The sequence below is a fragment of the Pseudomonas sp. HS-18 genome (assembly GCF_020401845.1).
Lineage (GTDB): Bacteria > Pseudomonadota > Gammaproteobacteria > Pseudomonadales > Pseudomonadaceae > Pseudomonas > Pseudomonas nitroreducens.
In genome coordinates this window covers 4636290-4649003 of the sequence record NZ_CP084413.1, presented here as the reverse complement: position 1 = coordinate 4649003, position 12714 = coordinate 4636290, and the positions used below count along the sequence as shown (strand labels likewise).

The 12714-nt window shown below is 63.8% G+C and carries 10 protein-coding genes; 4 read left to right on the top strand and 6 right to left on the bottom strand.

The window, feature by feature from the left end:
- Positions 1-8: 8 nt before the first annotated feature.
- The 6 genes from LDJ84_RS21595 to wecB all read right to left on the bottom strand — a co-directional run bounded on the left by LDJ84_RS21595 (position 9) and on the right by wecB (position 9812).
- Positions 9-1112: an acyltransferase family protein gene (locus LDJ84_RS21595; RefSeq protein ID WP_065085002.1), complete on the bottom strand. Its 1104-nt coding sequence runs from the start codon at positions 1110-1112 to the stop codon at positions 9-11.
- A gap of 153 nt (positions 1113-1265) precedes the next feature.
- Positions 1266-2333, bottom strand: a complete 1068-nt coding sequence (locus LDJ84_RS21590) for a sensor domain-containing diguanylate cyclase (protein WP_065085001.1) — start codon at positions 2331-2333, stop codon at positions 1266-1268.
- A gap of 96 nt (positions 2334-2429) precedes the next feature.
- Complete coding sequence (locus LDJ84_RS21585; RefSeq protein ID WP_226045393.1) at positions 2430-3305, bottom strand: DUF4434 family protein; 876 nt, start codon at positions 3303-3305, stop codon at positions 2430-2432.
- Positions 3305-6490, bottom strand: a complete 3186-nt coding sequence (locus tag LDJ84_RS21580; RefSeq protein ID WP_226045392.1) for an NfrA family protein — start codon at positions 6488-6490, stop codon at positions 3305-3307. Before LDJ84_RS21580 ends, LDJ84_RS21585 begins: the two co-directional genes overlap by 1 nt.
- The gene (gene nrfB, locus LDJ84_RS21575) at positions 6487-8661 is read right to left on the bottom strand and encodes a cyclic di-3',5'-guanylate-activated glycosyltransferase NrfB (protein ID WP_084357460.1); all 2175 of its coding nucleotides are present in this window, start codon (positions 8659-8661) and stop codon (positions 6487-6489) included. The genes LDJ84_RS21580 and nrfB overlap by 4 nt, the downstream gene beginning before the upstream one ends.
- Positions 8658-9812, bottom strand: coding sequence for a non-hydrolyzing UDP-N-acetylglucosamine 2-epimerase (gene wecB / locus LDJ84_RS21570; protein WP_024764911.1), 1155 nt, complete (start codon positions 9810-9812; stop codon positions 8658-8660). Before wecB ends, nrfB begins: the two co-directional genes overlap by 4 nt.
- A gap of 253 nt (positions 9813-10065) precedes the next feature.
- Here wecB and LDJ84_RS21565 point away from each other — a divergent pair, with 253 nt between their 5' ends.
- From LDJ84_RS21565 to flgD, 4 genes are all read left to right on the top strand, one after another.
- A complete protein-coding gene (locus LDJ84_RS21565; RefSeq protein WP_024764912.1) occupies positions 10066-10917 on the top strand; it encodes a LysR family transcriptional regulator in 852 nt (283 codons plus the stop codon).
- A 220-nt stretch (positions 10918-11137) separates the two neighbouring features.
- Complete coding sequence (gene flgB / locus LDJ84_RS21560; protein WP_024764913.1) at positions 11138-11545, top strand: flagellar basal body rod protein FlgB; 408 nt, start codon at positions 11138-11140, stop codon at positions 11543-11545.
- Between the two features lie 2 nt (positions 11546-11547).
- Entirely contained in the window at positions 11548-11994 is a 447-nt protein-coding gene (gene flgC / locus LDJ84_RS21555) for a flagellar basal body rod protein FlgC (protein WP_024764914.1), read from the top strand.
- Positions 11995-12010: 16 nt separating this feature from the next.
- A complete protein-coding gene (gene flgD / locus LDJ84_RS21550; RefSeq protein ID WP_037007206.1) occupies positions 12011-12709 on the top strand; it encodes a flagellar hook assembly protein FlgD in 699 nt (232 codons plus the stop codon).
- The last annotated feature ends 5 nt before the right edge of the window (positions 12710-12714 follow it).

Here is a 12714-nt window from a genome sequence, read left to right as displayed (position 1 = left end):
TTTTCCAGTTAACGGTCCGGGGACTGTGCGGATGTCGATGCAGTCGACAACGCGTGCTTTTCTATCTTCGCTACTTTGACGAGCCAGGATTTTTTCAAGTCGAGGAATGGCTTTTCTACGAAATGCCAGGAAGCGGCGGCGGCGAGCATTGAGAGTGGAATAGCGATGATTGCTAGTTCAATAGCAGAGATTTCCGGTCGTGAATGGATGATGCATTGTTGGATGGGGAAGGAGTACAGGTAGATTCCGTATGAGTAGTCAGCAGTTCCGAAAGGGCTCGGGATCTTCTTCGAGTAGGCGAGAAGTATGGCCAAATATCCCACGGCGAAGTAGATAAGGACGCTGTTCTGCAGAGAGAAGTAGATCAGCAGGGCTAGTGTGGTTATCACGAGAGCTAGCCGCTTGCTGGCTGGGATTCGATGGCGAAGCAGAAAGAGCGCGCATCCACTGAAGAAGCAGATTGTCAGCTTTAGTGTTTCGGTGTTTTTTTCCAGTAGCGGAAGATGATCGAAGGCGAGGAGTCCCCAGAAAATGGTGAGTACGACGGTGAATAATTTCAGATTACGAAGCGCACCGACTAGATAGAAGACGGCTATGTAGAGATAGAGTCTGGCCTCGATAGGGATGGTCCATAGGCTTCCATTTATCCCGTATTTTCCGAGGTCAACATAGGGGAGTGAGAACTGCGCTGAAATCAGGAAGGAATTCTTCCACACGTAGTTCAAGAGTTCCGGGTGTTGGAGATACTCCAGAAGAGGGTGGCTGGAGAGAAAGATGCCTGCGAAAAGTGTGGTGCTGGCAATGCACGCCCATAGTGCCGGGAGTATCCTGCACAGCCTCGAAATGGAGTATTCCTTCAGACTATTGCGCTTGCAGATGCTACCGGTAACCAGGAATCCACTGATGCAGAAAAAAATAAGCACGCCAAGGCCGTGTGGCCGAATGCCGGCGTAGGTGATTTTTTCCAGGTTTTCCGGGGTCCCTTCGATTGACAGTCCCAGTGAATGACCAGCAACCACCATGAGGGCAGCGACAACCCTGATGAGCAGGAAGTTGTTGCTGTCCTCACGTGAGCGCGTGCTTTCGAGATTGCCTAGGGAGTTCCAGTACATAGTTCACTCAGTGCCCGATAGGCCGGCACGCAGATGCCGAACCAAAGGCGTGGATCGTACCAAATACCCGATTGAAACATCTCGACAGCTGGTCATTTGCCCTCAAACATCCGCTGTTCAGGGTGGCGGGGTAGTAAGGATGGCCACTGAGCTTCAGGGCGAATAGGTCGTTCGGTTGCGGCCATTGTGCTTGGAGCTGTAGAGCGCCTTGTCCGCCTTGATCAGTGCTTCGCTGAGGTTGCCCTCCAGGCTCAGGTGCGCGAGGCCAAGGCTGATGGTGACGCTGGGGTGGCCGGGAAGGTCGGCGGTGGCCTGGCGCAGTTGCTCGAGCCGTGCCTGCGCCTGGTCGGCGTCGAGGCCCCAGAGGTAGAGGCCGAACTCCTCGCCGCCCAGCCGGGCGAACTCGAAGTCGCCCATCTGTTGCTTGATCGCCAGTGCGACGCGGGTCAGCACTTCGTCGCCGATGTCGTGCCCGTAGGTGTCGTTGACTCGTTTGAAATGGTCGATGTCGATCATCGCCAGGTAGCGTTTCTCGCCGTCTTCCACCAGGCGCTTGCCTACCCGCGCCATGAAGGAACGACGATTGGGGATCCCGGTCAGGGTGTCGATGTAGGCCTGATCCAGCAGCAGGCGGGCCATGGCGTAGTTGTGCAGCTTGGCCTGGCTGAGGTGGTGGAAAATGTACACCGTGAGGGCGCTGATGAAGACCGGATAGCAGATCAGCATGCTGTGTCGCACGTTGAACTCCGGCACGTTGCCCAGGAACGGGTTGAGCAGCAACCAGCTGATGGCCAGCACCGCGAAGAAGGCCGGGCGGTTCAGTGGTAGCACCGTCGCGCTGTAGAGCACGGTGGAGGCGCAGATCACCAGCCAGGCCTGGCGGACGTCACTGGGAATACCTTCGATCAGCAGGCGCGCGCCCCAGGCGAAGGTCACGACGAAGGCGAAGTTGATCAGGTAGAAATGCACTGCGCGGCGGGCGACTGCGGTCAGGGCAAAAAGGATGACGAAGGCTGCGAGGAACAGCAGCGAGATGTAGCTGAAGCCCTGGCCGGTCTGGAAGCTGACGATCAGGTCGAAGAGAAGCCAGATGCCGATGCTGACGCCGAATACCAGCAGGCTGAAGCCTTTGAGCCGCTCGAAGTCATGCTGGAGAAACTCGGCGCGCAGTTCAGGTGAAACGTGTTGCTTCACGACTTCCGATTCGATGGTCTTGAACATGAACGGTCCTGTACGGGTGCGGGATCGCTCGCGCGAGAATAGACGAACTCGGTGGCCCCCGCGCGGTGTCCGGCAGGTCGCGCGCGGGGGTTGGTCTCAAGGGTGCAGGGCGGTGCCGGCTTGCGCCCGCTGGTTGTCCAGCAGGAGTTTGCCCCAGGGCCGATATCGCACTTCGAAGACGGCACTGGCGTGACAGCCCGTGGAGACGCTGGACGGTGCGGCAGGCTCGGCGCGGAAGGTCTGGCCGGTGGGACTGGTCTGGCGGAAGGCTTCGCGGACGATGCCAACCGAGCAGGGTAGAGCGGCAGCGTAGGCCTGGCGTACTCGCTCGGGCAGCGCGCCGGTGCCGGCGCCGTCCTGCCACCAGACCTGTACGCCGAGGCCGGCGATCTCGCCCAGCCAGTTGCCGTATACCTGTGGCGCGAGCTTGCCGCCGGAGAATGCGCTCAGTTGCAGCGGGGCCTTCATCTGGCCGGCGAAGTCCTTGAGCTGGCGTTGCAGGGCTTGTCTGCGTTCGGCGGCCTGGAAGTGCCAGTCATCCAGCTCCATCGGCAGATACCAGCCGGCGACAGGGAGTTTCCATTGCTCGCTCACTTGCCGTTGCTGCGCCAGGGAACGGCCGAGCTGGTGTTGCCAGTAGGCCTCCAGACCGGGTGTGTCCAGTTCGCTCTGGCGCTGGTAGTAGGCCGGGTCCATATACAGGCCGAGGACCAGTTGCAGGCCGTTGTCGTGGGCGCTTTGCAGGGCATGTGCGAGCCAGCCGGTGGCGCCGCCGAAGTCGGAGTCGCCATAGGCGGTCCATTGCACGATCAGCGTCTTCGCACCCTGGGCTGCACTGGCGCGCCAGATCTGTTGCCACTGCGCTTCGCTGAGTGCGGCATCGACATTCAGCGGTTGATAGAACAGTTGGTCGTCGGCGTGCGCTGCGACGGTGGAGAAGAGCAGGGCGAGGGCGTAAATCAGGCGGCGCATCAGAAGTTCACCTCGAGTCCCACCAGCCAGCCGTTGGCCTTTTCATAGAGATTGCCCGCCATGCCCAATTGGTACTCGGTGCGCACGGTGACGTGGGCGCGGTAGGCGTTGTAGCGGTCCTCGCCGTACCAGTACTGCCAGCGCAGGCCGACGCCGCTTCGCAGGTCCTGGCGCCAGTCGTTGCTGGGGTCCTGTGCGGAAAATTCGGCAAAGCCGTAGGGCATGATCGTCTGCGGCGAATCCACCGGCAGTTTCCAGGTGTGGCCCTGCTGGTAGCGCGAGACCCACTGGTGGTCGCCGGCGTGGGTCCACCAGGCGAAGTCGGTGTAGAGGAAGCGTTCGTCCCAGTCGCTCTCGTCCACGCGCCAGTCGTTGCGGTACTCGCCCTGGTCGAGGAAGGAAGCGGTGGCGCGCAGCAGGAAGTCGGTGCTGGTCTGACCGTACTTGTCGCGCTTGCGGATGTAGCGCTCGAACTTCTCCGGCGTGCCGATCTCGTGCCAGCGCAGACCGTCGAAGGCGTCCTCAGGATCGACGTCGTCGTTCACGGTGTTCTGCTTGTACAGCTCGCCGTAGAGGTTGAGGTTGTAGTCGCCGAAAGGCTTGTAGCGTAGGCCGAAGCCGGCCGCGAGGGTCTGGGTGTAGTTCTTGCGCCCTTCGTTGCCGGCGATCGCCCGGCCATATACCGAGAGGGTACTGCCGTTGCGTGTCGGTTCCTCGCCCAGTGCGTGGTCCCAGATGAAGGTCTGCAGGTTCTGCGATTGGGCGCGCCGGCGGTCACCGGTCTGGGTGTCGCCGTTGAGGATCGGCACTGTGGTGACGCCCGCCGGCGACCAGGTACTGGCGATGGTCAGGTTGTCACGCTGGGACAACGTCTGATGCGCGCGGCGCTGACGGAAGCGACGAGCTTCGAGGCTGCCGTATTCGTCGTCGGCGGCCACCGGGTCCTGCTCCAGGTCGATGACCCGGCGCAGCTCGCGGCGGGCGGCGAAACTGTCTTCGGCCTCGTCGTAGCGCCAGGCGAGGGTTTCGCCCAGGCGGAAGTCCTCGGGGTAGTTGCGGGTGGCGCGCTCCAGGTAGGGGATCGCGGTACGGCGTTCTTCCGGCGTCTCGGTGCCGGCCAGGCGCATGCCGTAGTCGGCGCGGAAGCGCGGGTTGTCCGGTGCGCGGCGTACCGCCTCGGCGAGCCAGAGTTTGCTCTGCTGCTTGTCGCCAGCCTTCTGGGCGCTGCCGGCGGCATTGTAGTAGTGCTGGCCGTTGGGCTCGTGTTGCAGGGCCTCGCGGTGCCGGGTAAGGGCCAGGGGATAGTCGCCACGGGCGTCGGCGATGTTGGCGCCCAGTGCCCAATCGTCCGCGCTGCCTTTCTTCGCCTGCTGCCAGTAGCGCTCGGCGCCGGCATTGTCGTTGGTGAGCAGGGCGGCGCGGCTGGCGGTGAGGCGGGCATTGTCGTTGAGTTCGCTGGCGGGCAGGGCATTGAAGATGCGCAGGGCGCCGACCGGGTCGCCGGCGGCCTCCAGTGCATAGGCCAGCGGCAGCTGGCTGTCCTTGTCGCCGTGGGCGATGGCGGCCTGGTAGTAGACCACCGCTTCGCCGGGGCGCGCGGGCATGGCGCAGCGGCCCAGGGCGCGCAGTTCGCCGGGGGTGTTGGAATCCGGGCTCAGGTAGCGTTGCAGGGCATCGCAGCGCCCGGCTTCGGCCAGGCGACCGAGCAGGTAGCCGCGCGAGACCGGGTCTGCCTTGGGCAGCAGGGCTTCGATGCGGGCGACGTCCAGCGGTGTATCACTGCGCGCATGGATGCCGGCCAGGCGCTGCAGCAACGTGGGCGGCAGGTTGCCGCCGCGTCGGTCGTAGGCGCTTTCCAGCAGCTGCTTGGCGCGCTCGGTGCGCCCGGCGTTGAGCGCAAGGTAGCTGGCCTGGTCCAGTGCCTTGAGATCGCCGGTCTGGCGGTAGCGCTGTTCCCACAGCGCCGCAGCCTCGCCGGTGCGGCCACGGGCTTGCAGCAGCTCGGCGCGCTGGCGAACGGTGTCGGGTGTCTGTGGCTGGCGCGACAGCCAGGCCAGCGCCAGGTCGGTGCGGCCCTGGCGTCGCCAGGAGTCCACCAGTTGGTCGCGGCGGGCGGTGTCCCAGGGCTCGGGCAGCCGGGTGTTTTCCAGCAGGTCGGTGGCCTCCAGGCGTTGGGCCAGGACCAGCCAGGTCTTCGGATCGTCAGTGGGCTTGCATTGCTGCAGCTTCGCCAGTGCCGCTGCCTGGTCGTGACGCGACAACCATTCGGTGGTTTCCAGGCAGGGGCGGTTCTGCGCGTCGCTGAGCTGTGTAACCAGCGCTGCGTCGCTGCTGTCGCGTGCGACTTCCAGCAGCTGTGCCTGGCGCGTCGGGTCGCGGCGGTCCTGCTCGGGCAGGGTGAGCAGCCAGCGCTTGGCCACTTCGGTCTGCTCGACGGCGATGGCGCGGTCGATGATCGCCAGCCGTGCCCTGCGCGCCGAGTCGGCGTCAGGTGCCTGCTGGATCAGTTGCTCCAGCGGCTTTTCTTCCAGGCGCTGGGCGTAGGCGTTGGCCAGGCGTCGCCAGTCGTCGGCCGAAAGCTGGTGCGCGGCAGCCAGCGGTGCCAGTTGGGCGATGGTGGTGTCCCAGTCGCGCAGCTGTTCGGCCCAGTTGGCACGGGCCTCGCGCAGCACGCGGCCGTCGTTGCCGGGCGGCAGCGTGCCGAGCCAGTCCAGTGCCTTGGCCGCTCCCTGGGTCTGGCCGAGCTTGAGGCTGTAGGCTTGCCACAGGCGCACGCGCTCGTTGGCGTTACTGGTGTGAGCCAGCCACTGGTTGACCTGGGCTTCGGGCGGTGGGCCGTTTTCGATCAGGTCCAGGCGCAGCTCGGTGAGCGCCTGCGCACCGGCGTCGGTCCCGGCCAGGGCCTGGGCCTCCCTCTCGGCGTCGGCGTAGCGCTGTTGCTTGGCCAGGGACTGGATCAGCAGGGCACGCGCCTCGGTGTTGCTCGGCACGCGGTCGAGCAGGTGGCGCATAAGGCGTTCGACTTCCGCCCAGTTGTTCTTCTTCGCTTCCTTGTAGCCCTTGTCGAGAAAGGGATAGCTGCGGAAGCGCTGGAATTCGCTGAGCTGGTCGTCGGCGGCCTGCGCCAGCGGCGCGGCGATGCTCGCCAGGATGAGCCCGTAAAGCAGGGTTTGTTGCGGTTTCACACGGCCTCCCGGGCAATGCGATAGGCCTCGTGCTGTTCGCTGGCCTGTTCCTTGAGCGCTTCCTCGAGCACCTGCTGGGTGATCATGCCGCGCTTGATCAGGTGTTCGCCGAGCGAGTCCTGTTCCGGGTCGAAGTCGATGAGGGCCTGGTTGAACAGGCTGGGCGGGACCATGCCGCGTACCTGCAGCAAGGCACCGAACATCACCACGTGACCACAGAGACGTTCCATGAGGGATTCGTCGCCCTGGCGTCGCCGGAGCACCTCGACGATGGCCCGGGTTTCATCGGTCTGGTGGCGCCCGCCGTACCAGTGGCGCAGGCCGAGGGTGACACGGCCTTGTGGGGCCAGTCGGCCGCGTACCGGGCGCTTGAGCTGCCGGCTGATGGCACCGAGGGAGACCTGGCTGATCTGCTGTTCGCTGGCCAGGACCAGGGTTTCGCCCTCGACGGCCACCGGCAGCACGGCGTAGCGCAGGGCCAGCTTGCGCGGCAGGGTTTCGATCAGTTTTTCATCGAGGGTGAAGGGGTTGAGCGGCGCCCATTCCTCGCCCAGTTCCTCCGCCAGGGTTTCCACCAGTTGCGTGCTGGTGATCAGTTTGCGCAGCAGTAGCTCGCGGCCCAGCCGTCGGCGCACCGGGCTGGTCAGTGCCGATTGCAGCTGTTCTTCGCTGATCAGGCCTTTTTCCTTGAGGCGCTGGCCCAGCGGCGTGCGCTGCGGGCCGGCGAGGGCGGGAAATTCGTGGGTGGTCTTGTCCCAGGCGACGCGGCGCGAATCGCCCATCTCCATTACCTGCTTGAGCGCGCGCAGGTTGGCGAAGAAGTTGACGAAGTTGCTCCACATCATCCGCGGCGCCGACAGCAGTCCCTCGAAGATGCCGTAGAAGCGGGTGACGAACCAGAAGCGCTGGAACAGCCGGTTGAGGAGCATCAGGCCGTTGAGGAACAGCAGCACCACCAGCAATTGGCTACCTTCGAGGATCGACGGGAAGCGCCAGGCGTTGGGCGACAGGGTGGTGATCAGCCACATGGTGATCAGCACCAGGAACAGCAGGTTGACCAGGAAACTCAGCAGGTAGGCGATCAGCCCGCGGCGATCACGCCAGAGGAAGTAGTTGAGCATGCCCTTGCTGCTCCAGCCCAGGTTGCGCGTGCCCTGGAAGACGATGCCGGTGATCCACCGAGACTTCTGCCGAATGGCGTGCTGCCAGGTGCGCGGGAAGTGTTCGCGTACGCAGATGACCTGTGAGAAGCGCCGGTCCATGCCCGGCACCCAGGTGCTTTTCAGCGCCAGCTGCGGATCGGTGATGGAGTAGCGGGCGAAGATGCACTTCATGCCCTTCTGCTTGAGGCGGAAGCCGATGTCGTAGTCCTCGGTGAGACTCTGCACATCGAAGGCGATGCCGTCGCCGTCCTCCAGCAGCGCGGCGATGGCGCGGCGGCTGAAGCAGGTGCCGACACCGGCGCTGGGCACCTGGCCGGTCAGCGCTTCGCGCACCGGCACATCCTTGCCGTGGTTCTCGGCGAATTCGTCGACATAGTGGCCGGCGGTGAAGCCGCTCCATTCCGGGGCGTAGGGGTAGACCGGGATCTGGATCAGGTCCTTGGCCGGCAGCAGGTAGTTGAACAGGCGCAACTCCAGCGGCGAGATCACGTCCTCGGCGTCATGCAGGATGAAGCCGGCGAACTCGATGCGGGCATCGGCCTCGAAGCGCAGGATGGCGTCGATGATGTTGTTCAGGCAGTCGGCCTTGCTGGTGGGGCCGGGGCGCGCGCAGACCACCTTGTGCACGTTGGGGTAATGCAGGCATACCGCGTCCACGTCCGCCTGGGTCTGTGGGTCGTTGGGGTAGGTGCCGACGAAGATCTGGTAGTTCTCGTAGTCCAGCGTCGAGGCCGCCAGGCGCGCCATTTCGCCCACCACGCCGACTTCGTTCCAGGCCGGGACCATGATCGCCAGCGGCTTTTCCGGCGCGGCGAACAGGCGTTCCTCGTCGGCCCGATCGAAGCGGTTGTAGATGCGGAAGCGCCGCACCAGCACCCGGCCCCAGTACACCAGGTCGATGAACAGGTCATCCAGACCGAGCAGGAACATCAGCGCGGCCAGGATGATCGCCAGGTACTTCAGGGCATAGAGAACGTAAGTGAGGATATCGACCAGTTCGAGGCTCATTCGAACTCGCTACGCGTGCGTGATTCACCGAACCAGGACAGCAGCCGGGCGACGATCTTCTCGCTGGCGTGGCCGTCGCCGTAAGGGCTGAACACCCGGCTCATCTGTTCATAGACGTCGTCGTCGCGCAGCAGGTGGCTGGCTTCGCTGACGATGCGGCCGGTGTTGGTCCCCACCAGCACCACGGTGCCCCCCTCCAGCACGGCAGGGCGCTCGGTGACGCGGCGCAGCACCAGCAGCGGTTTGCCCAGTGCCGGGGCTTCTTCCTGGATGCCGCCCGAGTCGGTGAGGATGATGTAGGCGCGGTCCATCAGCCAGACGAAGTGCTGGTAGTCCTGCGGGGCGATCAGGTGGATGTTCGGCTTGTCCGAGAGCAGGCCGTAGACGGCGTTCTGCACCTGCGGGTTGAGGTGCACCGGGTAGACGAAGTCCACGTCGGGGAAGCGCTGGCCGAGCTCGGCCAGGGCCAGGCAGATGCGCTCGAAGCCCTTGCCGAAGTTTTCCCGACGGTGGCCGGTGATCAAGACCAGACGACGGTCGCCGGTGAACTTGGCCAGGGGCGAATCGGCGGCGGGCTTCCAATCGGTCTCGTGCAGGTGCTCGCGCATCCACAGCAGGGCGTCGATCACCGTGTTGCCGGTGACCTCGATCTGGTCGATGTTCACCCCTTCGCGCAGCAGGTTGTCGCGCGCGGCCTTGGTCGGCGGGAAGTGCAGGTCGGCGATCACCGCGGTGAGGCGGCGGTTGGCCTCTTCCGGCCACGGCTGGTGGATATTGCCGGTGCGCAGCCCTGCCTCGACGTGGCCCACCGGGATCTGCCGGTGAAAGGCGGTGAGGGCGGCGATGAAACTGGTGGTGGTATCGCCGTGGACCAGCACGATGTCGGGGCGATGACGGTCATAGCTGTCATCCAGTTTGCCCATCATCTGCAGGGACAGGCTGTTCAGTGTCTGGCCCTGGGTCATGACGTCGAGGTCTTCGTCGACCTCCAGTTCGAAGGAGTTCAGCACTTGCTGTAGCATTTCGCGATGCTGGCCGGTGGAGCAGATGCGCAGTTCGATTTCCGGGGTACGGCGAAGGACGCGGGCGAGCGGGGCCATCTTGATGGCTTCCGGACGGGTGCCGAAAACCATGGTGACTTTGTACTTCATCTATTGCTCCTTGGGCGCACCCTTGTGAGGCCGCCTTCGGGTTCCAGGTGGGATTTTTCCAAGGGCAATGAAAGTCGCTCAACTCCGGGCTGTCCAGCGCCAACTGCTGATGCCAGTGATACAGGTCAGGTACATTGACCTTTTAAGGGCTTTTGTCGCTCGGCTGAAGGCCGCGTCGCCAGTGGGCTGGCGCCGGTTTGCCGGCAGCGTTGAGAAAAACTGTTGATGAATTTTTCGAAGAGGTGGGTCGCCGATGCTCAGCGCTGAACTGAAGGCGTTCCACCGCGTTGCCAAGCTGGGCAGCATTACCCAGGCGGCGAAAAAGCTCGGCCTCAGCCAGCCAACGGTGACTACCCAGATCCGCCACCTGGAAAGCCAGTACGCGGTGGAGCTGTTCTATCGCGGCGGCCGGCGCCTGACCCTGAGCGACGAGGGCGCGCGCCTGCTGCCGATGGTCGAGGCGCTGCTGCAGCAGGAAGCCGACATCGAGTTCTACCTGCGCAACTGCGGGCAGATGCAGGGCGCCCTGCGTATCGGCGCCACCTCTCCTTATTATGTGCTCGGGCTGATAAAGGACTTCCGCGAGCGCTTCCCGCAGATAGAAGTGTCGGTGGAGATCGGCAACTCCCAGCAGGTGCTCGAATCGCTCATCGAATGCCGGGTCGACCTGGCCGCCTCTTCGCAACAGGTGGATGATGCGCGCCTGACCCGCGTGGTGCTGGGCAGCGATCCGCTGGTGCTGGCTGTGCACCGCAGCCATCCGCTGGCGGCCATGCAGTCGGTGAACCTCGGCGAACTGCGCCAGCATTGCCTGCTGATGCGCGAGGCGGGTTCGACCACTCGCCAACTGACCGAGGCAATGTTGCAGCAGGCCGGAGTGGTACCCGCCTCGGTGCTGGAAATCGGCAGCCGTGAATCGATTCGCGAGGCGGTGATCCGCAACCTGGGCGTGAGCATCATTGCCCGCCAGGAAGTACCGGATAACCCCCAGCTGTGTGTACTGGAGATCAAGGGCGCGAGCCTGATCGACGAGTACCTGTATTGCCTGAAGGATCGGCGGCAGGCACGGTTGCCGAGCGCGTTCCTGGCGTTGGCGCAAGCGTAGGAACCTTTCGCTGGAGTGAGCCGGCTTGTTGCCGCGGGATGCGTCGAGCGGCAACGGCGGGAGGCGGGCGGCAAGGAAATCGGTTGCCGCTTTGCCGCCTTTTGCCGCTCCTTGCCGCCCTTGCTGGCTACTCAAGCCATTGAATATCAAGGAAATAGATGTTTGGCACGCACCTTGCTGAAGTGTTGGCAAGCCCACACCGGCAAACAGGTTCGCGACCATGAGCATCAGCTTCGACAAAGCCCTCGGCATCCACCAGCAAGCACTGAGCTTCCGCTCCCAGCGCGCTGAAGTGCTGGCCAACAACCTGGCCAACGCCGACACGCCCAACTACAAGGCGCGTGACCTGGACTTCGCCTCGGTGCTCGCGGCGCAGTCCGACAAGCTGAAGAACGGCACCTTCAGCACCGCCCTGACCAACGCTCGTCACATCGAGGCAGATGGCCTGGCCATGGGTGACGAATCGCTGAAGTACCGCATTCCGAACCAGCCCTCGATCGACCAGAACACCGTGGATGCGCAGATCGAGCAGGCCAACTATGCGGAGAACTCCGTGCAGTTCCAGGCCTCCTTCACCTTCCTCAACAGCAAGTTCAAAGGGCTGATGAACGCCCTGCGCGGAGAGTAATCATGTCCCTCGCCAGTGTCTTCAACATCGCCGGTACCGGCATGAGTGCCCAGACTACCCGTCTGAACACCACCGCTTCGAACCTTGCCAACGCCGAGAGCGTGTCCTCGAGCATCGACCAGACCTACCGTGCCCGCCATCCGGTGTTCTCGGCGATGCTCAACCAGGCGCAGGGCGGCAGCGACCAGGGTTCGCTGTTCGGCGAGACCGACCAGGCGGGTTCGGGCGTGCAGGTGCTGGGCGTGGTCGAGGACCAGAGCCCGCTGGTGCCGCGCTACGAGCCGAACCACCCGGCTGCCGACAAGGACGGTTACGTCTACTACCCGAATGTGAACGTGGTGCAGGAAATGGCCGACATGATCTCCGCCAGCCGTTCCTTCCAGAGCAACGCGGAAATGATGAATACCGCCAAGCAGATGATGCAGAAGGTCCTGACCCTGGGTCAGTAAGCGCAGAGGACGCCCCATGAGCATCAATACCGACAACAGCACGAGCTCGATCCTGTCTTCGCTGAACGCAGGCTCCAAGAACTCGTCGTCCACCACCGAGACCGGCACCAGTGCGCTGGGCAAGGACTCGTTCCTGCAACTGCTGGTCACCCAGCTGAACAACCAGAACCCGCTGGACCCGCAGGACAACACCGAGTTCGTCTCCCAGCTGGCGCAGTTCAGCAGCCTGGAGAGCATGCAGAACCTCGACACCACCCTGGGGACCTTCTACTCCTCGTTCCAGTCCTCGCAGGCCCTGCAGGCCTCGTCGCTGGTCGGCCGCTCGGTGATCGTCAATTCCAGCAAGGTGCAGGTCGACGACCCGTCCGCTGGCGTCAAGGGTTCGCTGGTGATGCCGTCCAAAGGCGATGGCGTGACGCTGAAAATCTATGACGACTCCGGTGATCTGGTGCGTACCGTCGACATGGGCAGCCAGAAGGCCGGCAACATCGACTTCACCTGGGATGGCAAGGACGACGGTGGCGAGCTGGTGGGTGCCGGTACCTACACCGTCAAGGCCACCGCGACCCTGGACGGCACCAGCACCGCCCTGACCACTTACCTGCCGGCCACGGTCAACAGCGTCACGCTGGGCCAGAACGGTGGGGAAATGACCCTGAACCTGGCGGGCATCGGCGCCGTTTCCGCCTCCAGCATTCAGACCATCGGAAAATAACGCCG

Excerpts from the sequence above, each read along its gene's own strand:
- LDJ84_RS21565 (WP_024764912.1), top strand. The coding sequence starts at position 10,066 with ATGCTCAGCGCTGAACTGAAGGCGTTCCACCGCGTTGCCAAGCTGGGC.
- LDJ84_RS21590 (WP_065085001.1), bottom strand. The coding sequence starts at position 2,333 with ATGTTCAAGACCATCGAATCGGAAGTCGTGAAGCAACACGTTTCACCT.
- LDJ84_RS21585 (WP_226045393.1), bottom strand. The coding sequence starts at position 3,305 with ATGCGCCGCCTGATTTACGCCCTCGCCCTGCTCTTCTCCACCGTCGCA.
- flgB (WP_024764913.1), top strand. The coding sequence starts at position 11,138 with ATGAGCATCAGCTTCGACAAAGCCCTCGGCATCCACCAGCAAGCACTG.
- LDJ84_RS21595 (WP_065085002.1), bottom strand. The coding sequence starts at position 1,112 with ATGTACTGGAACTCCCTAGGCAATCTCGAAAGCACGCGCTCACGTGAG.
- flgC (WP_024764914.1), top strand. The coding sequence starts at position 11,548 with ATGTCCCTCGCCAGTGTCTTCAACATCGCCGGTACCGGCATGAGTGCC.
- nrfB (WP_084357460.1), bottom strand. The coding sequence starts at position 8,661 with ATGAGCCTCGAACTGGTCGATATCCTCACTTACGTTCTCTATGCCCTG.
- wecB (WP_024764911.1), bottom strand. The coding sequence starts at position 9,812 with ATGAAGTACAAAGTCACCATGGTTTTCGGCACCCGTCCGGAAGCCATC.
- flgD (WP_037007206.1), top strand. The coding sequence starts at position 12,011 with ATGAGCATCAATACCGACAACAGCACGAGCTCGATCCTGTCTTCGCTG.